We start from the raw sequence: 22,000 nt of genomic DNA, 5'->3' as shown, positions 1-22,000 counted from the left end.
AGATCTTCTTTTTTACGCTTCAATTATAGTAGAACACATGTATTTCTATTCATATCGCAATGCATCAATTGGCTTCATCTCTGCGGCCTTTTTTGCAGGATACACGCCGAATACCACACCTACCAATAAGGATGATAAAAAGGCATACAGCATGGGAGTTATTGTAATGGCAATCTCCACTCCTCCCAGCTTGTTCACGACCCAAGCCGCTCCAACTCCCAGCACAATCCCAATGAACCCACCCAAGATACTCAGCGTAACTGATTCAATCAAAAATTGTTGCATAATCGCCGTCTTAGTTGCTCCAATGGCCTTGCGAATCCCAATCTCACGAGTACGCTCTGTTACGGAGACCAGCATGATGTTCATAATACCGATGCCGCCTACCACTAAAGAAATCGCAGCAATTCCCGATAGCAATGTTGTCATTACGCTGGTTACGCTTTGCGCTGTTTCCAAAATATCTGATTGAGAGCTTATGGTAAAATCATTTTCTTGGCTAGGCATTAGCTTATGCTGAGATCGCAAGGTTTGTTGAATATCAAACTGAGCCTGAAACATTTCATCTGCTGATGTTGCCGAGGCATAAATCGTGCGAATGCTGCTTTGTCCTAGACGCTCCATCGCCGTAGTAATTGGAATCATTACCTTATCATCGTTATTAGTCATGCCGGAGCTTCCTTGGCTTTTTAAAATACCAACCACTGTAAATGGAATACGATTAATTTCAATCGTTTTGCCAATAGGACTTTCATTGGAGTTAGCAAAGAGATTGGTGACGATCTCTGGACCGATAACCGCCACATTTGCCTGCTCGCTTACCTCAAAGCTAGTAAAAAATCGTCCCTCTTGCAAGCTAACGTTTCGTACCTGTGGAAAAGCTTCCGTCGTGCCCTCCAAACTGGATAAATAGTTACTATTCTGATACACCAATTGGGCGCGGGTGCTAACCGCAGGGGTAACATCTGCTATCGAATCCTTTTGTTGAAGGGCTGCAGCATCCTCTAGACTAAGTGAAAGCGAGCCTGCCCCCAAGCTAATGCCACCTTGCCTTGCTTGCCCTGCCGAGATAATCAACAGATTACTCCCTAACCCGTTAATTTGATTGGCTACACTAGCTTTTGCTCCTTCTCCAATCGCTACCATTGCGATCACAGCAGATACGCCGATCATAATACCTAGCATGGTTAGAAAAGACCTAAGCTTATTAGCTGTGACACTCCGCAGTGATACGCGCATAGCTTCCCAATAATTCATAACACCACTTCCTCGGAATTCGCTATTCTTCGCTCTTGAATTACCTCATTAGCTACGATCTGTCCGTCACGGAAATGGATAACTCGCTTAGCATATTCAGCAATATCTGGTTCATGAGTGACTAAAATAACCGTTTTCCCTTCATTATTTAATTGTTGAAAAATTCCCATGATCTCTTGACTTGTTTTCGTATCAAGGGCACCTGTAGGCTCATCCGCCAAAATAATCACAGGTTCATTAACCAAGGCACGCGCAATAGAAACACGTTGCTGCTGCCCACCTGATAACTCATTTGGTTTGTTATATAACCGATTGCCAAGTCCGACTCTATGTAGGGAATCAATAGCTCGCTGTCGTCTTTGTTTAGCATCTACACCTGCATATAAAAGTGGAAGCTCCACATTTTCCACTGCGGGAGTACGCGGAATCAAATTAAAATTTTGAAAAACAAAACCTATTTTTTGGTTCCGAATTTTAGCTAGCTCTTCATCCTCTGCCTCCGAAACAGGATAGCCATCGAGATAAAAGGTTCCACTTGAAGGCAGATCCAAGCAACCTATCATGTTCATCATAGTAGATTTACCTGATCCTGAAGGCCCCATAATGGCTACAAAATCCCCTTCTTCAATGCTAAGATTTACTCCTCGCAGGGCATGTATTTCTTGATCTCCAATCACATACTTCTTTTTCACATCTGCAATCCGAATTACAGCTCTAGCATTATCTTGCTCTTGCCCCACCTTGGAAACCAGCTCCGCCACTTGGCATACCTCCTCCCATTACAGGCATACCACCCATACCTGACGACATTGGCCCCTGACCCATTTGACGACTATTCGAGGAGCTGTTAGCTACCTGCATAGTTAAAAGGATTTGATCTCCTTCCTCAAGTCCAGACGTAATTTCAACGCGATCTGAGCCTATTAGTCCAGTCGTTACTTCCTTAAATTGAAAACCTGATACAGTTTGCCCTTTGTCACGCGATTTGCCTTTTGAATCGGCTTGTGTTTCCGTATCTGTACTAGCACCATCTTTTCCTTTTACCAAAACTCCAGTTTTCCCGCCTTGTTCGCGCAAAGCAGTAATTGGAACATAGAGCACATTCTTTTGTGCCCCTGCATGAATTGTTGTCTGGAGCGTCATGCCTGGCTTTAACAATCCTTCTTTATTTTCGACAGTAAGAAGTACTTTATAGGTTGTCACACCTGATTCTGTACTCCCTTCTGGGTACACTGTTTCTACTTTTCCTTGAAATTTTTTATTATTGTAGGTTCCAATCGTAAAAGTAGCTTCCATCCCCTGCTTGATTTTACCGATATCGTTCTGACTAATCTGGGCCATTACTCCCAACTGTTCAGAATTCGAATTGTCCATCATCAAAAAGGGAGAGCTTGCCGCTTCTCCTACCTGCCCGTTCACCTGTAAAATAACACCATCCATTGGTGCTTTTAAGGTTAGCTTTTCTAAATTCTGCTGTTGTTGTTGCAGTTGTACCTCAGCTTGAGTAACTGATGCTTTTGCGGCTTGTAAGGAAGACTCTTGGACTGGAGCCTTAGCTTGATTAAATTGAGCTAGCGCAGAATCGTAAGCAGCCTGTGCTTGGGCAATATTATTATTACTTTGGTCTACTGTCTGACTATGCTGCATGTTGGCTGTTTTGTATTCAGCTTCTGACTGATTCAAACTATTTTGCGCCTGATCTAATTCACTTTTGGAAATAGCGCCGGCTTCGTATAATTTTTTTTGCGTCTCCAGATTTTTTTGAGCCTCTTGTAAGGCATCGCTCGCTTTCTCTTGTTGGATCAGGGCCTTTTGATTGTCATAATTTTTCTTAGCAGATTCTAATGCTGCTTTTGCTTTTGTTACATTTGACTGTAGTACTACAATTTCATTTTCATCCTTTGCCTGCATTTTTTCCGCTAAACCTGCCTTAGCTGATAAGAGGTTAGCTTCTGCAATCTTTATTTGCATCAAAGCATCGGATTGATCCATTGTAGCTAGTACCTGCCCTGCTTTAACAGTATCACCTATTTTAACGTTGATTGCTGTTACGGACTGATCACCACTCGGAAAGTTAACTGTCACCTGCTGTGCAGCTTGTACGGTTCCTGAAGCAGTAATTACCTCCGACACATCCCCTCGCTGGACTTGGATTGTCTGCATAATCGAAGCTGCACGTGAAGGAGATAGCAGCTTACTATAGGCAAAAACACCCGTTCCGCACAGTAAGGCTATCGCTACTGCTCCCATGATGACCCTTCTTTTCTTTTTTCCCATTCTACTTAAAAATGATGTCCTCGTTGTGCTTCCAAGCATTGAGATTTCCCCCAAAAAATCGTTTATTTTGTAAACCGCATTCGTGATGAACTAACTATAAGTTCGCTGTATGTCAGCTAGATGTCTGTCTTGTGGGAAACTTGGTGAAAAATGGGGGCAAAGGAAAGGAAACCTTTACAAGATAGCAAAAGGACTATTAAAAAAAGTTGTCCACAGCTACCTTTGAAATCAGTAATTATGGACAACTTCTATAGAATGTTTTTATTTATCTGTGGATAATCTTTTTGATGTTCCTCATTTGGTTAACGACAACGTAAAAATGGTCTTTTCCTGAACACTCTCTATCAATTCAAGATCGCCACCCAGTGCCTTTGCCATCATTTTACTAAAGGGTAATCCTAATCCAAGCCCTCTAACCTTGTGCTTCTTCTCTTCTCCGCGATAAAATCGCTCAAAAATATATTCCTTTTCTGTTTCTGGAATGCCGACACCATTATCTTGAACACAAATTTGAAGAACGTCATCTTGCTGTAATAGAGTTACCTGTATCATTGCGTTTAATCCTGTTGCTTGTTTTGCGTTATTTAATAGGTTATATAAAATTTGCTGTATACGTAGCGGGTCGGTGTCAATCCATACTTCTTGTTCAGAAATATTCGTCTGTAGAACAAGCGTATTCTCATCTTGCCCAATCAACCATTGATGCGTAATTTCCTGCACCAGATGATTCATGTTCTGTGGTTGTTTGTTAACTTTAATATCTCCTACTGCAAATGAGTTAAAATCTAATAAATCTTCCACCATTTTTTGTAAGCGCACAATTTCTTTGGAGCAAATCTCCAGAAACTCTTTGGCTACCTCACCGGTCACCACATCATCTTTAACCGCTTGTAACAGCCCACTGATAGAGGTAACGGGTGTTTTCAGCTCATGGGTAACTCCAGCCAATAGCTCCGTTCGCATCAATTCTAACTGCCGTAGTCGATCAGCCATATCTTTAAACGAATGAATTAGTTCATAGATTTCCTTTTCCTTGATATCCTTCTTCAGTTCAATATCATAGTGTCCCGTCACAATCTGTTTAGCGGCATCCGCTACTTCCTTCACGGGCTCCGATAATTTTTTTGTTAGATAATAAATCACAATCCAGCCTAATAGTCCAAGACTTGTTAGCATAATGCATAATTGTTGCAACGTCTCTATGCTGCGATCCATCTCTTTTTTCGGCGAGAAGAGAAATACCCACCCCAGTGTTTGACCATTCTCCTCTATCTTCTGGGTAAGAAAAATGGCAGTATCTCCTGAGCGCGTCTGTATTTCTTGCACGACCTGATCTTCTTCCCAATCTGGAGAGATTCGGCGGAGGATATCGTCAACAAATCGATTTGATTTTCCAAAGATAATCTGCTTGTGTGCATCTAATATCATAACCATGGGCTTAAATCCACCCATGAAGCGTTGGCGATTCTCTACCAATCGTGGCAGGAAAGCAGGTATCAAAATCGTCGTCCCGTCTGCTGATACAATTTGTTCCGACATCTCCACAGCCATGTATCTCATGACATCTAGCCTTTTTTGCGTTTCATTGTAGCTTATCCACATGCTAGAGAAAAGTCCAATGACAACAAGACCAACGCATAAGGTTAATACATAACGAGTTGTCCAATAGGTTAATAACGTTTTCCGCTCTTTATTTTTCATTGACACAGAACTGATACCCCAATCCTCGTAGTGTACGAATTTCTCCTTCATCGGTTGGCCAATTTTGCAGGGTTCTACGGATACGCTTCACTGCAAGATCGACAGCACGATCACTGCCCTCATAGTCCATCCCCCAAACCTGCTCGATTAATTGCTCTCTAGTAAAGGTCTGATTGGGATGCTGTGCTAAAAATAAAAACAGAGAAAGATCACGTGGCGTAAAAGTAAGATCAATACCGTGCAAGGTGACAGAATGGGCTCGATAATCTACTTTTAAACTTCCAAAAATTCGAGTTTGGCAGTCACCCATGACCAGTAAGGAGCGGCGTAAAACGGCATTGACACGTGCTACGACCTCCTCACCAATAAAAGGCTTGGTAATATAATCGTCTGCCCCCTGATTTAGCCCATTTATCTTTTGATCCAGTTGACCCAACGCTGTCAGCATGATGACAGGACAGCTACTTTTGGTACGAATATGCTCTAAAACCTTCCATCCACTCTGCCCTGGTAGCATGACGTCCAATAAAACCAGGGAAGGTGCCACACGCTCAAATGTATGTATCGCTTCTTCACCATCAAAGGCAAGCTCTACCTGATATCCCGCTTTTTCTAAATATACCTGTAGAACCCGAGAGATCGGTACTTCATCTTCTACGATTACAATTGTTTGCATAAGTTGCTCCCTTCCAGTATATGAGGCTAGGGCTTTATCAAAAGAATACGAAAAACATCCCGAAAGGAAAAGAGGGTATGTTTTGGCAATTCATGCATAAAAAACTACACACAGGCATGGCCTTCCTGTAAATTCAGGAAAGCCATGCCAATCATCACGCATTATATCGAAAGTGGGAGGGTACTATAAACATGAGGATACTACTTTTTGCCGCATTCTTACTGCTACTTTGTCGGATACTACTGCCGTTTTTTAGCTTGCCTTTATACTCACTAGCAGCTTACTAATTGCCGTAATAGTAGCCACTAGCTTTTTTACTACTTTCTATTTCAACTACTCATCCTTTGCTTCAGACTCTGCCTCTGCTTTTGGATTTTTCTTGTTTTGCATTTTTTCTAACCACTCTTGTAGTAGTTTGTTTACGGTATCAGCATCATCTGCATCAGCGGCTGCTTTGATCTGTTCCATGATATTCTCTTTTCCTTCATGACCAAAACGCTTGATACCTAGTTTTTCCATCTCTTCTTTTGCTTGTTCTTTCGTTAATGTTCCAGCTTTTACTTGCTCTTGGATTTCATCTAGTTTTTGCTTGGTTTCATCGTCAAGTTTGATGTCTTTATAGATCACATTCTTGACACCCAGTTTTTCCATCTCTTCTTTTGCTTGCTCTTCCGTTAATGTTCCAGCTTTCACTTGCTCACGAATTTCATCCAGTTTATTTTTCATTTCTTCGTCAAACTTGACGATTTTATGACCAGGCTGCTTGATGCCTAGCTCTTCCATTTCCTCTTTTGCTTGTTCTTCTGTTAATGTTCCAGCTTTTACTTGTTCACGAATTTCATCTAGTTTCTTTTTCGTTTCTTCGTCTAGCTTGATGATTTTATGAACAGGCTGCTTGATGCCTAGCTCTTCCATTTCCTCTTTTGCTTGCTCTTCCGTTAATGTTCCAGCTTTTACTTGTTCCTGAATTTCATCCAGTTTCTTTTTTGTTTCCTCATCTAAGTTATTAAATTTGATCATCTTAACCTTATCAAAGCCTTTCAGTCCAAGCTTTTCCATCTCTTCCTTGGCTTGCTCTTGCGTTAATGAGCCATCCTTTACCTGTTCACGAATTTCATCTAGCTTATTCTTTGTTTCTTCATCCATTTGAGGACGTTTTTCTTTCATTTTTTCCTGCTGATCAAACAGCTTTTGGAAATCGTCAGCTAGATCAGGATTGTATTTATTAATGATCTTCATTAATTCCTCCTGATTGGCTTGTCTATCCTCTAGAGAAAAATGTCCACGTTTTTGAAAGGTTTGTTCTACTTTTGTTGTCTCTACATTTGAAGTAGTTGCCGCAAAAGCAGCAGTTGGTGCAAACACTGCAAGAGCTAATGCTCCGATCATCCATTTCGATGCTTTTTTATTCATTCGAATCAATCTCCTTCATAGTTGATTTGCAAGAAGAACTTCTTACAAGTATCAATTTACTAAGGGAGTATGTCAGGTGAATGTCCACCTTAAGGAAAAGTTGTGGTAAACCTAAGGCTGGCTGTTCCATTTTAAGCTGTCAAAAAAGTTGACAATTAAATGAATATTTCGTATGTTTTGTATAACTTTCGTGATTGTACGCTGAATATCCTATTGATTTGGTAAGCTAGTCACCACTTAGCTAGCGCTTGAAGCAGAAGATTTTGCAGAAATGTTGTATATAAAGGGATTTCATCATATCGATAACGATAGAAAGGGTGTGTTTGTATTGAAAAAGAATCTAGGCCTTATCATTCTGTTACTAGGAAGTATGGCTTTGGTGGGCTGTGAACGGGATCAATACAATGTGTTAGGTCATGAAACAGAATTTTACGCTGCCATGTTAAGTGAAGGTAAAGACTTAACCGACAAAGGCAAGGAATATACTCTCCCTACCTATGATAAAGATGGCAATAAGAAAATCCTAACTTACATCGCAGATTCTAAAATACCTGAGGGCTCTTTAGTTAAATTCACAATCAACCAGCAAGGTGAAGTGATAACACTTGATAACGTGGCTATTAAGGACATTCCCGAACCGGCTCAGAAACAACTGCATATTCAATAGAACAAATCAGTCAAATCAAAACAGCCACCTTTCTCTAACTAGATGAAAGGTGGCTGTTTACCAAAGGAACTATTCCTTTGCCAAATTGTTAAGCTACTTCGTTATCACATCTTCCCTGAGTAAGGAAGCTATATAGGTTTTCATAAGAGATTTCTACCATGTTGGTAAGCGCTTCGTCTGTGTAAGAACCGATATGCGGTGTTACCAGTACACGAGGGAACATGTTGATTAGTTTTTCAATTGTTTCATTAGGCAAAGCCTGATCCTTCAAGTTTTTGAAGAAGAAAGTAGATTCATTTTCGAATACGTCTGTACCAAATCCGGCTAGTTTATTTGTTTCTAAAGCTCGTAGAATTGCTTCGTTGTCTTGCAACTCACCGCGAGAAGTGTTGATTAGCACAGCTTGATCTTTCATTTTCGCAAGGAACTCATCGTTGATCATTTTGTAGTTCTGATCCTTGAAGAACGGAACATGTACAGATACCAAGTCAGATTTTGCTAATACTTCATCTAAAGGTAGGTAATCTACAATGATTTTAGCCGCTTCATTTTCAAACACATCGTATGCTACTACATGAGCTCCCAAGCCTTTGAATAATTTAGCAGTTGTTAACCCAATTTTACCGGTACCTAGGATACCTACTGTGCAATTGCGAATCTCCTTACTAAACATAGAAGCATCAACTGTGAAGTCTTTGTCTTTTGTTTTATTAGCTGTATAAGAAGCATTGCGCATCAGCATCATGCCAAGTGTAAGTGCTAATTCAGAAATCGCATTTGGAGAATAAGCTGGTACGCGAGCAGCTTTCATACCGCAATCCTTCACCGCTTGTAGGTCAATATGGTTAAACCCTACTGTTCTAGTCAGTAAATATTTTACTCCGTAGCTAGCTAATTTTTCGATATTCGTGCGAGTCGCCTTACAATTACCGCGAACCATAACCGCATCTGCACCCTTAGCCATCTCAACATTCGTATCATTCATTAAATCTGTTACTAGTGTTAAATTATAATTAAATTTGTTTAGTTTTTTAAAGAATTCAACCTCTACATCTCGTACACCATAGCAAACTAGATTAACTGTTTTCATTTGAAATCCTCCCTCTCTGTTGTGAACCTATTTATAAGCTTCTCTGTATTTCGTTATTTCTTTTATACAAACAGTCCCATAGATTTAATCATTTCTAGGACGACAATCCATAAAGGCATTGCTAGGACACCAAGTATTGTGGATAACAAGGAGCAGTTAGATGTTAATACTGCCTCTTTATCAAAGCTGATGGCATAAGCTGCTGCCACTGTTGCTGTTGGTGTAGCCATCATGATTACTACTGTTGCTAGAGCTACGTGAGATACTGGCAATAGACCAGTCACTGTTAGCACAGTCAAGATCACGATATTAATAATTGGAACAATAACTACTTTGTTTAAGCTGTAGTACCAAGCATCTTTAACTCGTACAGCATCTTTTAAAGAAATCTCAGCTAGAGTAGCACCGATAGACAACCAAGCAAGTGGAGAAGCTAATTTAGCTAGATAATCCATTGGTTTGAATAGCCACAAAGCTGTTTTATCAATGCGCAGGAATGCGTAACTTGCTTCTTTTCCATCTGCCATCATGTGAACCTGTGGAATGTAATTTTGGAACATCCAGATAAACAATCCTGCAAAGGTAGCTACTACGATTGGATTTAAGAACATTGTCTTGATGTTTTTCGCTTCCATTTTTAAACCAGACATTTTGATATAGCCGTAAGAGTAAAGGAAAATTCGATATCCAATGTTAAAGATAGAAGCGTACATAACACCAACTGCACCATACATAACTTGTACAATTGGAATTCCGAAGAAAGTAGTAGAACCAAAGATCGTTAGAACACGTAATACATCTTGTTTATCACCTGCATATTTAGCAAACAGTGGTTTAGAAACAATAATGAGTACGATGTAGACCAAGATTCCCCAAATCAGAAGGTTAATCCCTTGTTTCAAGGATTCAGTATCAATGTCAGTCATAAAGGCCGTAAATGCTAGTGCTGGAAGAGCTACAGATAAGATAACGTTGCTTAGAATCTTAGCTGTTTGTTTTGATAAAACTTCTTTCTTACGTAAAAAGAATCCTAAGAAAATAATGAAGACAGAAGAACTAATGGCACTAACAATTTTGCTATCTGTTAATGTGCTAATAAAAATTTCCCCGATGTTCATCGAGCACTCCCCCTTGTATCGAAAATGTGAATACTTTCACATTATGGTTCAAAAAAATAAGTGAGTTATTTGTTTTACCCTTGTGAATCAATTCACATTCTTTATGGTTCTATCATAATCCTACTTTTCTATTCTGACTACCTTATATAACTTATTAAATCGATTATGTAACTAATGTAACTGAATAGGAAGGATGTCCGCTTTCATAAATAAAAAAAGCGACCAGTCAAATGCTAGTCGCCTTTTTCTTACATATATTGTTTAATGCGCTCGCTGCTATCCTCAACTGTACGGTGTTTACACACAGGCCGTCCTACGGTACCGTACATAATTTCAGCCTTCAATACTCCGATTTCGCTTAAAAAATTTAAGTATTTCCGCATGGATACACGTGAAATCCCTACCTCGTGCGCCATTTCTTCCGTGGAGAATGCTTGTCCTTTTCTCTCGGTAATATGATCCCAAATCAATTGCAATGTCGTGCGCGTTAATCCTTTGGGAAGGTCCAATAAAATTTGGGTATGATCTTTATCCTTTGCTAACAAAAATTTATCCAAATCGGTTTGACTTAATTTTTTTTGGCGTTTCATCACACTAGCTTTCTCTTTGTAATCTTGAAGCGCCTCCTGAAAGCGTTCAAATTCGAACGGCTTAATCAAATAATCAACAGCACCGAATTGCAGCGCCTTATTAATGCTTTTCGTATCGCATGCTGCCGTGATCATAATGACATCAATACTTCTTTCTCTTTGACGTATTTGTGTGAGAAAGTCAAACCCACTTTTTCCAGGCAAAAACACATCAAGGAGAACGAGATCAACCTCTATCTCATCAATAATCTCTAAAGCCTTCTTAACATCATTGGCCACTGCCTGAACGGTGAAGCCTTCTACCATCTCTAGATATCTTTTATTAAATTCCGCTACCATTGGGTCATCCTCTACGATTAGCACCTTAATCATCATACTCATCCTTCATTTTGTAAGGCAGGGCTATCACAAAGCTTGTTCCTTTGCCCTCAACAGAATGGATAGCAATCTCACCTTTCCACTTATCCACATGCTGAGTAACAAAATACAGCCCCAATCCTCTATTTTCTCCTTTAGTCGAAAATCCCTTCACAAAGATTTCTCGTCTAAATGTTGGTGGAATTCCCTGTCCGCTATCGGTTAGTTCAATTAAAATCTGCTCTTCTGTTTGTTCAATCTTCAGCTCTACTTTTTTAACCTCTGCTTGTATAGAGGCTTCCATAGCATTATTAATCAGATTTCCAACTATGGTAATGAGAGAATGAATCAGCTCCGAATCCTCCGTCTCCGCTAAATAGCTCTCTTCATTTAAAATCAGCTCTACATCATCTTCTCTAGCATCACTAATTTTCCCTAATAAAAATCCAGCGAACACTGAGCTCTTAATCCTTCTCACAATAAATCCAATTTCTTTTTGGTGCTGAATGGAAATTTGTTTAATATATTCATTGAGCTGGTCATAATAGCCCATGTGTATCATGCCTTGAATGACATGCAATTTATTTTTAAATTCGTGCGATTTGGCCCGAAGTGCATCAGCATAGAGCTGGATTCCTGTAATTTGTTCTACCAGTTGTTGTATTTCTGTTTTATCTCGGAACGTAGCCACAACCCCTACTACCTGATCATCAACCACTACTGGCACACAGTTAATCACAAGAGAGATTCCATTGATGCTGTAATGCTCATCTAACTGTGCCTTGCCCGTACGCAGAGTTTCCTCCAATATCCACATGTGGTCACTAGCGCACTTTCCTACGATTTCTTCAGAGCTGTCCGCTAGCTGTAATAATCGGCGGGCCTCCGAATTGACCAAGGTAATAATTCCTTCCCGATCCACGGCTATAACGCCTTCACGTACGGATTGAAGCATCGCGTTTTGTTCTTCTAACACTTTCGCAATAGCAAAGGGTTCTAGTCCAAACAGAATTTTTTTAATATGTCTGGCTAGCAGCAACGCTCCAATAATACCAATTACAATCCCGAGTATCATACTTAGATAAATCACCGATCGGCTCTGCTTAACTGCCTTTCCTACATCATCTAATGCGATTCCGACAGTCACAACGCCAATCTGTTTTCCATTGTAATCATATACAGGTGTAAATACTCGTAAAGCCTCCCCCAGCACTCCTACTGCGATAGAAATGTATTCCTTACCAGATAATGAAGCGTTCGCATCTTCTCGATCCAAAAAGGATTGTCCTACTCTGGAAGGAATCGGGTGGGATTTTCTAATTAAATTCATATCAAGCACGACCACAAAGCTCACATTCGTCAAATCTTTAATCCGATTAGAGAAGGTCTGAATTTCGGCTTGATCTCGCTTGCCTGTTAACCCCTCAATAACAATCACCGAATTAGCTACAATTCGCCCAATATCGGTCACCTTCTCAGACAAGCTATCCTTGGTCTGGCTAGCAATATCCCTGCTAATCAGCACATTTGTAACCAATAGAGAACTAATAACGACAATTCCAATAAGCAAGATAATTTTTGTGTGTAAGCTAAGCTGTAACTTCCTTTTGCCAGGTTTGTTCATGAACAGGCTAAGCTCCTTCTGCTCGAGATGTCTAGTTTCCTTTAGGTAGGCTAAGGTGCTATATCCCCTGAGTCGCTATGCTTCTTATGCAACGCTAACAGATTACTCCTTAGTTTTTTACGCCATTTTAGCTATTATACTAAACTTCACAGATATGTAATATTGTTATTCAAAAAAGGTTAGCAAATTGTCAGTAATAGAGAGGATTTTGTGAATAGTCCCAGCAAACAAAAAACATCCCGTATCATCCATACAGATGATTCGAGATGTACATACCCTGATCTGATTTAACCGAACAAATTAGCTATATTCTATAAAAATTTTCGTTGGACCTTTTTCCCATCATAGCTAAAAGCCACAGCCCGATCATCCAATGTAGTCTCAATGTGTACGTTTTTGCCCCATAATGTATAAACATACGGTAGGGTTTTCTCAATATATTTCACATCTAGCTCTAATCCCTCGTATAGATGCTTGATATACAATTCTCCGCTGCGCAGGTAGTCACCATCTTGGACGATCAAGTAGGGGAATCCACCATTTACACGGGAAAGTACCAATTGATCACGCACCAGCTCCCATTGCTTCTGTGTGATCACCCAGTCGCTCCCCTGCTTTCCAAAAGTATACATATCCAATCGCCTTACAAGATCCTCTGTAAGATAGTTACGGATAAAAGAAATATCTCCCTCTAATTCGCGCACCTCAAAGATTTTTTCCATTCCCTGATTTGGTTTGCGACCGAAACGCTCCTGTTCTTCTTTCGTAGGATTATTATAACGCATTTCAATATCTTCAAACATTTTTAAGCCTAAATGATACGGATTAATACTAGTCGTAGATGGCTGTATGACCGAGGAATGCAGCTTAGCAAACTCAATTGTTTCCGCTTCCGTTAAGTCCATTTCGCGAAGAATCCGGCAATGCCAAAAGGAAGCCCAGCCTTCATTCATAATCTTCGTTTCCATCTGTGGCCAAAAATATAACATTTCATCACGTATAATGGTCATGATATCACGCTGCCATGGTGCCAAATATGGGCTATATTCCTGAATAAACCAGAGTAAATCTTTCTCCGGTTGCTCGGGAAATCGTTGATGCTGATTAGATTCAGTATCTGTTATCGGAGCATCTTGATCAAGCTTCCACAAATCATCATAAGGTGAGCTAGGCTTATAAATCTTAGGAGTATCTGACTTTTCCGCATATAACGTTGTTCTTTCTTTTTTAGGCTGGATCAGTCTTGGATCAATATGCTCTTGAATCCCAATGCAAGCGTCCAATAAGTCCTCCACTTTCTCTTTCCCATAGGCAATTTCGTACTCCCGGATACGATCAGCACTAGCTGCCATGCTTTCTACCATATTGCGATTCGTATTACTAAAGCGTACATTATTCTTGAAGAAATCGCAGTGAGCCAGTACATGTGCCACAATTAATTTATTTTGGATCAAGCTATTTCCGTCTAATAAAAAGGCATAGCATGGATTAGAGTTAATCACTAACTCATAAATTTTACTAAGGTTTAAGTCGTATTGAAGTTTCATTTTGAAGAAGTTTTTACCAAATGACCAATGCGAATATCTAGTCGGCATGCCATAGGCCCCAAACGTATAAATAATCTCCGCAGGACATATCTCATACCGCATGGGATAAAAATCTAAGCCAAATCCTTTGGCAATTTCTGTTATTTCATCAATTGCATATTCCAGTTGACGTTGTTCCTCCTGGTTCATCCACAATCCCTCCTTTTCACCTCTACATCATGTATATGTAAAACGTGGAAAAGAAATAAGGTAAATAAAAAAAGCACTTCGTTTGGCTATTAGTGCCTGAAGTGCACCCCTTAAAGTAGACATTGGAAAAAGCCCTGAGGTTATCCGATGAACTTTAGGGGGTGTATTTTTCATGGCGGTTAAAGGACAAAAATTTAAAAGTTATCCAGAATCATTGAAAATGGAAGCCATCCGTTTACACATTGAGGAAAGATGGACGTACAAACAAATTGTAGAGCATTTGGAAATTCAGGACAAAGATCGCTTAAAAAAGTGGATGAGAAAGTACAGACAACAGGGTGAGTTTGGACTTCTAGATCGACGCGGACGTCGTGAGGCCTATATTGATCAGGATAGATATGTCCAGAAACTGAAGCACGAGAATGAAATCCTAAAAAAGTGTTTGGAAATCTGGATGCGGGAGGTGTAAGGAAGAAGTATCGAATTGTGGAGAGTTTGTCTACAATATATCCAATTACTGAGGTTTGTAAGGTGTTAGGAGTTTCGAGAAGTGGCTATTACAAGTACCTCTCTACTAGAAACTTGTATAGGGATAAATCGATGAAAAAACGGATCAGAACGATCTATGAACAAAGAAAAGGAATATATGGATATCGTCGAATTCAGGCCGAACTGTTACGCCAATTTGGTTGTAGGGTTAATCATAAGAAAGTATTACGCATCATGCAAAATCTGGGACTTAAATCCATCATTCGCCGTAAACGTTCCTATATGACTGCCCATCAAGCAAAGGTATCGGATGGACGTGTTGCAGATAATTTACTCAAGCGTGATTTTACCGCTCAAGAGCCTAATCAAAAATGGGTAACTGACGTTACCCAATATCGAATTGGTGAGGAACGTATCTACCTTTCTGCAATCAAAGATTTATGTACGCATGAGATTATCGCTTATCATATCAGTACTCGAAATGACAATGCGCTTGTTCTAGAGACTTTTAGGAAAGCATTTGAAATGCAAAAAGACGTGACTGGTTTGATCGTTCACAGCGACCAAGGCTCCCAGTACACGTCCCATGCATACCACGACATGCTGCCTACGGTTGGCGCCCAAATCAGCATGTCCCGACGGGGCAATTGCCTAGACAATGCCTCGATAGAAAGCTTCTTTTCTCATTTGAAAACCGAAGCCCTATATCCCTATGATATACGAGATCTTCAAGATGCTCAAAGGAGAATTGAAAATTACATTTATTTTTACAACGAAGAACGTCTTCAACTGAAGTTAAATAAACTGACGCCTAGTGAATTTAGGCGTCAGTTAGCGGCCTAACGGCCGGGGCTTTTCTTACTGTCTACAAAACGGGGGCTTGACCAGCCAAACCATGTGCTTTTTTATCGCTACAAAATCATTTTTTATCGTATAGCCTACTGCTTGCTTATTTACTTCCCTTTAATACAAGCTCAATACTGTACCTACTCCTTCTTGTCGTGCTTTTCTATAAATTTCATAAGCGCACGAGATATCTTCTATAGCCATCCCCATCGGATTTAAAATAATAATCTCATCATCGGTTTCTCGGCCGGCTTTTTTATTGGTGATAATATCTCCTAGTTCTGCATGAAGCATTTCCTTTGAAAATTTACCTTCTAATACTAACTGATTAATAATTTTTTTCTCACGATTGGATTGATCCCAGTCATCGACCACCACTTTATCTGCCCGTAAATAAGCTTCCTTCTCTACGTCCATAATAGAAATGTTACTAACAAATGTTCCTTTCTTGATCCAGTCTGCTTTAATATACGGCTGGTCTGTGACGGTGCACGTGACGAGAACTTCTGCATTCTCTACTGCACTTTGAGCTGAGTGATGAATCTGAAATACAACATGACTAAAGCGCTGCTGCATCTCCTTGCCAAACATTTTAGCCTTTTGTAAATCTAAATCAAACAAGTGAACATTCTTAATCTGGTCAAACTGCTCTAATAAAGAATTTATTTGCATCTTAGCAATTAATCCACAACCTATAACGGATAAATGCTGGAAGTCTTTTTTAGCCAAGTATTCGGTGGCTACTACTGTTACTGCCGCCGTTCTCATAGCACTGATAACACTGCCTTCTAAAATAGCGATGGGGAAGTTTGTTTCAGGATCATTTAAAATAATCAAAGCGCTTGCTCTTTCCAAATTCTTTTTCGTAGGATTGGAAAATTTACTTCCGATCCACTTGATGCCCGAGATGGCAGGCTCCCCCAAGTAGGCCGGCATAGCTATGATTCTATCAGCGATATGCTCATCTTTTTTATTCGTTTTGAGATACGGTTTTAGAGGCTGACTGAAATTCTTTTCTGAATGTAGGCTAAGAGCTTGTTTTATAGCCTGTACGTATATTTGCGACTTATAGCCACCTACGTCGATAATATCTTGCTTGTTCAGATAAATTAATTCCGGCTTCGTTTCCACTAACATCATAACCACTCCTTTATCGCTGTCGCTTTAATTAATCGAAATAGATTTATAAATAGAGGTAGGCAGTGTAATGTCATGTTGACTCATCCATTCATCTGAAAAAATGGTGCTATAGTATCTATCTCCCCTATCAGGCAAAATGGCTAATACTCTTTGTCCTTCAGCTAAATCATCGAGTAAACGCAGGGCTGCACAAACGGCTGCCCCTGATGATCCTCCTACGAGTAATCCTTCCTGTAGTACCAATTGCCTTGTGATATAGAACGCATCTGCATCATTTACATAGCTTACATCATCATACAAGCTTTTATCTAAATTCCCTGGAACAATAGCATTGCCAATCCCCAGCAACCTTCGTGGGCCTGGTTGCCCGCCAAAGATAACCGATCCTACAGCGTCTACAGCTAAAATTTTCACAGAGGGGCTTAATTTTTTCATTTCTGCTGCCACTCCTGTAATTAATCCTGCTGTGCCAACCGGACAAACAATCCAATCCAGTGTATCCTGAAAATCACTGTGAATTTCACGGGCTAATGACTCCATATACGCTCTAGGATTCTCTGGATTGTTGTATTGATTGGGCCAATAAGCCCCCTCTATTGTTCTTTCTAATAATTGAGCCGTGGCCAACCGTGTTTTTAAATAGTTTCCATGCTCATCTGCCTTTTCTACCATATGAACCTGTGCCCCAAATGCTTTAATCAGGTTTAAATTAACCTTGCTAATTTTAGGGTCTACTACACATATCATTTTATAGCCCTTCATCTTCGCTACCATAGCTAATCCTATAGCCAGATTGCCTGATGAGGATTCAACAATTGTTCCATTGGGCTTTAGTTGCCCGTTTTTTTCAGCAAACTCAATTATGCGCTTGGCAACCCTATCTTTTGAGCTTCCACCGGGATTAAAGCCTTCTAATTTTACAAATAATTCACTATTTTCACTCTGAACTAAATGCTTAAGCTTCACCACTGGCGTATTACCTATTAATTCTAAAGCATTTTCATAAATCATGTTCTGGCCTCCCATGCTTTTTTAAATGACATTTGAGACTTTTTCATTGATAGAAATTGCTCTTGGGCTACCTTCTTTTTATCCTCATCAAAATTTTTACTTAAAAAATTTTCTCCCAAATTATTTTTATCGCTTTTAACCCCTACATATTGCAAATCAGGATTTTTAAATTCTGCCCCCGCCTGATTGACTAAAAGCTCAAAAGCTAATCGATAGGAGGTAGCTTTCACTTCCCAAATGGATTCATAACGAAATGGGTCCTTTATTCTTACCGCTCTGATAATTGGCCCTGTATCGATTCCGTTATCTACATAATGAATGGATGCTCCAGCGGCTCTTTGAAAGTCATTCTGGTTACCTTTCACAGCCATATTTTCGATGGCATACATTCCTCTCGCATACGGAAGAACTGCTGAATGAGCATTAATAATGTTTCCTTCTGTATACTCAATCCACCAGGGTTTTAAAATCTGATCCAAGAAAATATATACCGTAAGATCATATTCCTTGGTCAAACTGCTGATAAATGCTTCCATGTCAGGGTGATTCAAATTGGGTCCGCTATAATGGATATGCCCAACGACATCAGCAGGATAGGAGGGAATTCCATATAATGAAATCATACTTTTTTCTGCTTCACTGATGGTTCCGTATAGCGAAAGAAGTTCACTGTATTCATTCTCTGTAAGTTGCTTTTTACCAGAGAAGGTACGGTGGAATTGCACCTTTTGTTCACTGTTACCCTGATTATCTCTGATAACAATGCCCTTGAATGAAGTCGTATCTTTAAAGCTTTCATACCAATCTCTGATTAAATATACAGCGTGAAAACTTCCCTCTGTCAGTAACAGATGAGCTTTAGCCTTTTTCAGCTCCATCTAAAGTCTCCTCCTCTTTTTTACCTTTCCCAGCCTAAATTTCACACAAAAAAACCGGATCAGTATAAAGCCTAATAGAAGCTCTCCATAATGCCAGTAATTCAAGCCAATCCTCTTCTACGTAATCTTCTCGAATCAAAAAACTAAGCGGGATGTTCAAATTCAAAATTCGCCCGCAAGTAAGGGTAAATTTTGTTACACCTGCTGGTAAAAGAAGGCCTTCATCAACTATTTTTTTAATCTGATCAATATGAAAAGCAGGATATTGAAATACAATGCCTCGGTCAACAGGCAATTGCTCTGCTGTTATACGATCAAAGTTATATTTACTAGAATAAGAATTAACAATCTCCTTCCAAATCGTAATTCTCTTTTTTACATCCATGTAAAAATCTGCGGGAGTGTATACATAGTGTTTCTCATTCCTAACGAAAAGTGTCGCGATCGGCTCTACAGCATATTTTTCCTTCCGCCATAATAAATCGGGGTTCTGTAGCAATTCCTCGATAAGATTCTCAGCATCTACAAGATGATGAGCCCAGGCATCTATGGAAAGAAACTCTAAATCCACCACTTGTATCACAATTCGTTTGCAATTTAATCTCTGTAAAGATAATGTGCGATGAGCTCCATCCAGAATCAAATATTTGTCATGTTCAAGTTGCAAAGCAATAGGAGGATTTTTTACCTTTTGCTCATTTTTAATTCTGCTGCAAAGTTTTTTTAGCCTCTCTACTTCGTATTCTTCATGTAAAAATACTTGATTAATTGGTACTACTCGTAGCTCAGATAACACATTATTTCCTCCTTTACAGCTAAATGAGAATGATCAGTTACCTATTGATACGAAACATACCTATAAAAATTTTAAAATATTTATAATCTTTTTAACCCATTTCATTTTAACATCACTCATGATATATTTCATTATATATTTGCAGTTTATGGATATTTTGTAAAAAGGAGGTATCATCTTGAAAGTAGTAGCTGGGAATCGTATGAAAGGAATGATAATGGCAATTATAGGTGCTGGTTTATGGGGGGTATCAGGTACCGTAGCTCAACAGCTTTTCCAACAGCTAAACATTTCTACAGAATGGCTCGTTACCGTCCGACTATTGATTTCAGGTATTATCCTGCTGCTCCTTTCATCGTGCAGTCCCAATAGAGATCAAATATTTGGTATATGGAAGCATAAAAGCGAATCAATCAAAATACTTTTGTTCGGGATATTAGGCATGTTAGGAGTTCAGTACACCTATTTTGCCTCGATTAACGAGGGAAATGCGGCTGTAGCAACCTTATTACAGTACTTAGCGCCTATCTTTATCACTCTCTATCTTATTATAAAATGTAAAAATATTCCAACAAAAATTGATGCTGTTTCTATTTTTTTAGCCTTATTAGGAACCTTTTTATTGCTCACCAATGGATCAACCGATAATTTAACAGTGCCCATGTCGGCAATTATTTGGGGCGTTTTATCTGGCTTATCCTTGGCATTCTATACCCTTTATTCAAAGGGCTTATTGCAAAAATGGGCTTCTTCTATAGTAGTTGGCTGGGGTATGATTATCGGTGGAATTGGGTTAATCTTATTACACTTTATCTCCACGAAAGAAATGATAGTACTAACACGCATTGATAATTTAACATTAGAAGCTTTTTTATTAATAGGATTTGTTGTTATTTTTGGTACATTAATTGCTTTTTATCTCTATCTGGAGAGCATCAGATATATTACTCCAAAAGAAACCAGCTTACTAGGGTGTACAGAGCCGCTGGCAGCTATTATTACGTCGGTTTTATTTTTACAAGTTCCATTTGGATTCTTCCAATCTGTAGGGACCTTATCTGTTCTGATCATGGTTTTCCTGTTAAGCCAAAAACCCTCTTCTTCAGAAAAACCATCTACTATAATTGAAGGCTAAAAAACACTGCCCCTCTATGAAAATAGTTTAGATTGGACCCAAGGTTATACCCTGTTATTTACAAACATAAACAGCACATCTCCTCACAATACGTTAGGAATATGTGCTGTTTATGTTTGTAAGAATCCATTAAATGAATAGCGAATCACATTTTATTTAATCCTAGAAAAATCCATTCGAAAAGTGAACAATATTTACTTATTGCTCAGGATGTTTCTTTTTTTGTTCTTCCCTTCTCTGGTCACTTGTTATGATAAAAAAAGCTCCAACTACAAAAATCACACATCCAAGTAAAACCACATCCACAATAAATTCTGTGTAAAGCATCCTGTCATCCTTTCTTTTGTCACAAGCTACCGCTCTTCTTCTCTTGATTTATACGACTTGTTTAAACAGATTAGAACGAGAGTTATTCTTGATAAGAAGCATGGCTAGAGCACATTAAAACGAGTCGTAGCCATCAGAAACGGTTACAATAGAAAAAGAACATGATTTAGGAAATACAAGGAGGGCAATCATGCGCTTACAGGGTAAACAAGTAGTATGTTATGTGGAAGATGAATTTGAAGACTTAGAACTATGGTATCCCGTTTATCGATTACGTGAAGAAGGGGCTACTGTTCACTTAGTAGGACCAGAAGCGAATAAAAAATATATAGGTAAATACGGTGTTCCTTGCACCTCTGATAAATCAATCTCCGAGGTGAAGGCATCAGACTACGATGCTGTACTCGTGCCAGGAGGCTGGGCACCAGATAAATTGCGTCGTTATCCAGAGATCATTTCCTTCATTCAGCAAATGGATCAGGCCAAAAAGCCAATAGGTCACATTTGCCATGCAGGATGGGTATTAATCTCAGCCAAAATTCTCAAGGGTGTAACAACTACTTCTACACCAGGGATTAAGGATGATATTGAAAATGCCGGGGCCATTTGGGTTGACGAAGAGGTAGTTGTGGATGGACACATCGTAGGGTCTCGTCGTCCGCCAGACCTACCTGCTTATGCCAAAGCGTTTGCTGATCTATTAGCAAAATAGCGGGTAGTCCTATCTATAACATCTACGAAAACGTATAAGCGGAAATAGGATATGATTCCTATCTCCGCTTTTTTTGAAGGGCTGTAGGTATGGGAAGCTTTCTCTCCAAGTGCCCACAAAAAAACCAGCAAGGAACGGGTCCTATGCTGGTTTTTTATTC

General features: G+C 39.5%; 20 protein-coding genes. 5 read left to right on the top strand and 15 right to left on the bottom strand.

Annotated elements, in window-relative coordinates; all coding sequences use genetic code 11:
- Positions 1-45: 45 nt before the first annotated feature.
- The 6 genes from BRLA_RS04165 to BRLA_RS04140 all read right to left on the bottom strand — a co-directional run bounded on the left by BRLA_RS04165 (position 46) and on the right by BRLA_RS04140 (position 7,324).
- Positions 46-1,257 carry an ABC transporter permease gene (locus tag BRLA_RS04165; protein WP_041751952.1) on the bottom strand — a complete coding sequence of 404 codons (1,212 nt, stop codon included), beginning with the start codon at positions 1,255-1,257 and terminating at the stop codon, positions 46-48.
- The gene (locus tag BRLA_RS04160) at positions 1,254-2,018 is read right to left on the bottom strand and encodes an ABC transporter ATP-binding protein (protein WP_003335312.1); all 765 of its coding nucleotides are present in this window, start codon (positions 2,016-2,018) and stop codon (positions 1,254-1,256) included. The genes BRLA_RS04165 and BRLA_RS04160 overlap by 4 nt, the downstream gene beginning before the upstream one ends.
- The gene (locus tag BRLA_RS04155) at positions 1,978-3,507 is read right to left on the bottom strand and encodes an efflux RND transporter periplasmic adaptor subunit (protein WP_119912784.1); all 1,530 of its coding nucleotides are present in this window, start codon (positions 3,505-3,507) and stop codon (positions 1,978-1,980) included. Before BRLA_RS04155 ends, BRLA_RS04160 begins: the two co-directional genes overlap by 41 nt.
- A 321-nt stretch (positions 3,508-3,828) precedes the next feature.
- On the bottom strand, positions 3,829-5,235 hold the full coding sequence (locus BRLA_RS04150; protein WP_041752484.1) for a HAMP domain-containing sensor histidine kinase: 1,407 nt from the start codon (positions 5,233-5,235) through the stop codon (positions 3,829-3,831).
- Positions 5,225-5,911, bottom strand: coding sequence for a response regulator transcription factor (locus tag BRLA_RS04145; RefSeq protein WP_003335315.1), 687 nt, complete (start codon positions 5,909-5,911; stop codon positions 5,225-5,227). The genes BRLA_RS04150 and BRLA_RS04145 overlap by 11 nt, the downstream gene beginning before the upstream one ends.
- 333 nt (positions 5,912-6,244) lie before the next feature.
- Positions 6,245-7,324: a hypothetical protein gene (locus BRLA_RS04140; RefSeq protein WP_003335316.1), complete on the bottom strand. Its 1,080-nt coding sequence runs from the start codon at positions 7,322-7,324 to the stop codon at positions 6,245-6,247.
- 319 nt (positions 7,325-7,643) lie between these two features.
- Between BRLA_RS04140 and BRLA_RS04135 the strand changes: the two genes are divergently transcribed.
- Positions 7,644-7,991: a YxeA family protein gene (locus BRLA_RS04135; protein WP_231929151.1), complete on the top strand. Its 348-nt coding sequence runs from the start codon at positions 7,644-7,646 to the stop codon at positions 7,989-7,991.
- Positions 7,992-8,079: 88 nt separating this feature from the next.
- Here BRLA_RS04135 and BRLA_RS04130 read toward each other — a convergent pair whose 3' ends face one another.
- The 5 genes from BRLA_RS04130 to BRLA_RS04110 all read right to left on the bottom strand — a co-directional run bounded on the left by BRLA_RS04130 (position 8,080) and on the right by BRLA_RS04110 (position 14,506).
- Positions 8,080-9,081, bottom strand: coding sequence for a 2-hydroxyacid dehydrogenase (locus BRLA_RS04130; protein ID WP_003335318.1), 1,002 nt, complete (start codon positions 9,079-9,081; stop codon positions 8,080-8,082).
- A 62-nt stretch (positions 9,082-9,143) separates the two neighbouring features.
- Positions 9,144-10,199 (bottom strand): AEC family transporter, encoded by a 1,056-nt coding sequence (locus tag BRLA_RS04125; protein ID WP_003335319.1) that lies wholly within the window; start codon positions 10,197-10,199, stop codon positions 9,144-9,146.
- A gap of 248 nt (positions 10,200-10,447) precedes the next feature.
- Positions 10,448-11,161: a response regulator gene (locus BRLA_RS04120; protein ID WP_003339199.1), complete on the bottom strand. Its 714-nt coding sequence runs from the start codon at positions 11,159-11,161 to the stop codon at positions 10,448-10,450.
- A complete protein-coding gene (dcuS, locus tag BRLA_RS04115; protein WP_003335321.1) occupies positions 11,154-12,770 on the bottom strand; it encodes a DcuS/MalK family sensor histidine kinase in 1,617 nt (538 codons plus the stop codon). Before dcuS ends, BRLA_RS04120 begins: the two co-directional genes overlap by 8 nt.
- A gap of 311 nt (positions 12,771-13,081) precedes the next feature.
- A complete protein-coding gene (locus tag BRLA_RS04110) occupies positions 13,082-14,506 on the bottom strand; it encodes a SpoVR family protein (protein ID WP_003335322.1) in 1,425 nt (474 codons plus the stop codon).
- Positions 14,507-14,678: 172 nt separating this feature from the next.
- On the opposite strand from BRLA_RS04110, the gene BRLA_RS04105 reads away from it, so the two are divergent.
- Together BRLA_RS04105 and BRLA_RS04100 are read left to right on the top strand one after the other, a co-directional pair.
- Positions 14,679-14,975, top strand: coding sequence for a helix-turn-helix domain-containing protein (locus BRLA_RS04105; protein WP_003335133.1), 297 nt, complete (start codon positions 14,679-14,681; stop codon positions 14,973-14,975).
- Positions 14,945-15,838, top strand: coding sequence for an IS3 family transposase (locus BRLA_RS04100; RefSeq protein WP_148305478.1), 894 nt, complete (start codon positions 14,945-14,947; stop codon positions 15,836-15,838). Before BRLA_RS04105 ends, BRLA_RS04100 begins: the two co-directional genes overlap by 31 nt.
- 120 nt (positions 15,839-15,958) lie before the next feature.
- On the opposite strand, the gene sbnB is transcribed toward BRLA_RS04100, so the two are convergent.
- From sbnB to BRLA_RS04080, 4 genes are read right to left on the bottom strand one after another with little or no spacing between them, the layout of a single operon-like run.
- Positions 15,959-16,978, bottom strand: coding sequence for a 2,3-diaminopropionate biosynthesis protein SbnB (gene sbnB, locus BRLA_RS04095; RefSeq protein WP_041751949.1), 1,020 nt, complete (start codon positions 16,976-16,978; stop codon positions 15,959-15,961).
- A gap of 27 nt (positions 16,979-17,005) precedes the next feature.
- Positions 17,006-17,992, bottom strand: a complete 987-nt coding sequence (gene sbnA, locus BRLA_RS04090; RefSeq protein WP_003335324.1) for a 2,3-diaminopropionate biosynthesis protein SbnA — start codon at positions 17,990-17,992, stop codon at positions 17,006-17,008.
- On the bottom strand, positions 17,989-18,870 hold the full coding sequence (locus BRLA_RS04085; protein WP_003335325.1) for a formyltransferase family protein: 882 nt from the start codon (positions 18,868-18,870) through the stop codon (positions 17,989-17,991). Before BRLA_RS04085 ends, sbnA begins: the two co-directional genes overlap by 4 nt.
- A 34-nt stretch (positions 18,871-18,904) precedes the next feature.
- Positions 18,905-19,666, bottom strand: coding sequence for a ParB N-terminal domain-containing protein (locus tag BRLA_RS04080; protein ID WP_003335326.1), 762 nt, complete (start codon positions 19,664-19,666; stop codon positions 18,905-18,907).
- Between the two features lie 202 nt (positions 19,667-19,868).
- Between BRLA_RS04080 and BRLA_RS04075 the strand changes: the two genes are divergently transcribed.
- Positions 19,869-20,801, top strand: a complete 933-nt coding sequence (locus tag BRLA_RS04075) for a DMT family transporter (protein ID WP_003335327.1) — start codon at positions 19,869-19,871, stop codon at positions 20,799-20,801.
- 517 nt (positions 20,802-21,318) lie between these two features.
- Positions 21,319-21,840: a type 1 glutamine amidotransferase domain-containing protein gene (locus tag BRLA_RS04065; RefSeq protein ID WP_003335329.1), complete on the top strand. Its 522-nt coding sequence runs from the start codon at positions 21,319-21,321 to the stop codon at positions 21,838-21,840.
- Positions 21,841-22,000 lie beyond the last annotated feature (160 nt).

It is taken from the genome of Brevibacillus laterosporus LMG 15441 (genome assembly GCF_000219535.2).
GTDB lineage: Bacteria > Bacillota > Bacilli > Brevibacillales > Brevibacillaceae > Brevibacillus_B > Brevibacillus_B halotolerans.
This window is presented reverse-complemented; position numbering and strand designations above follow the sequence as displayed.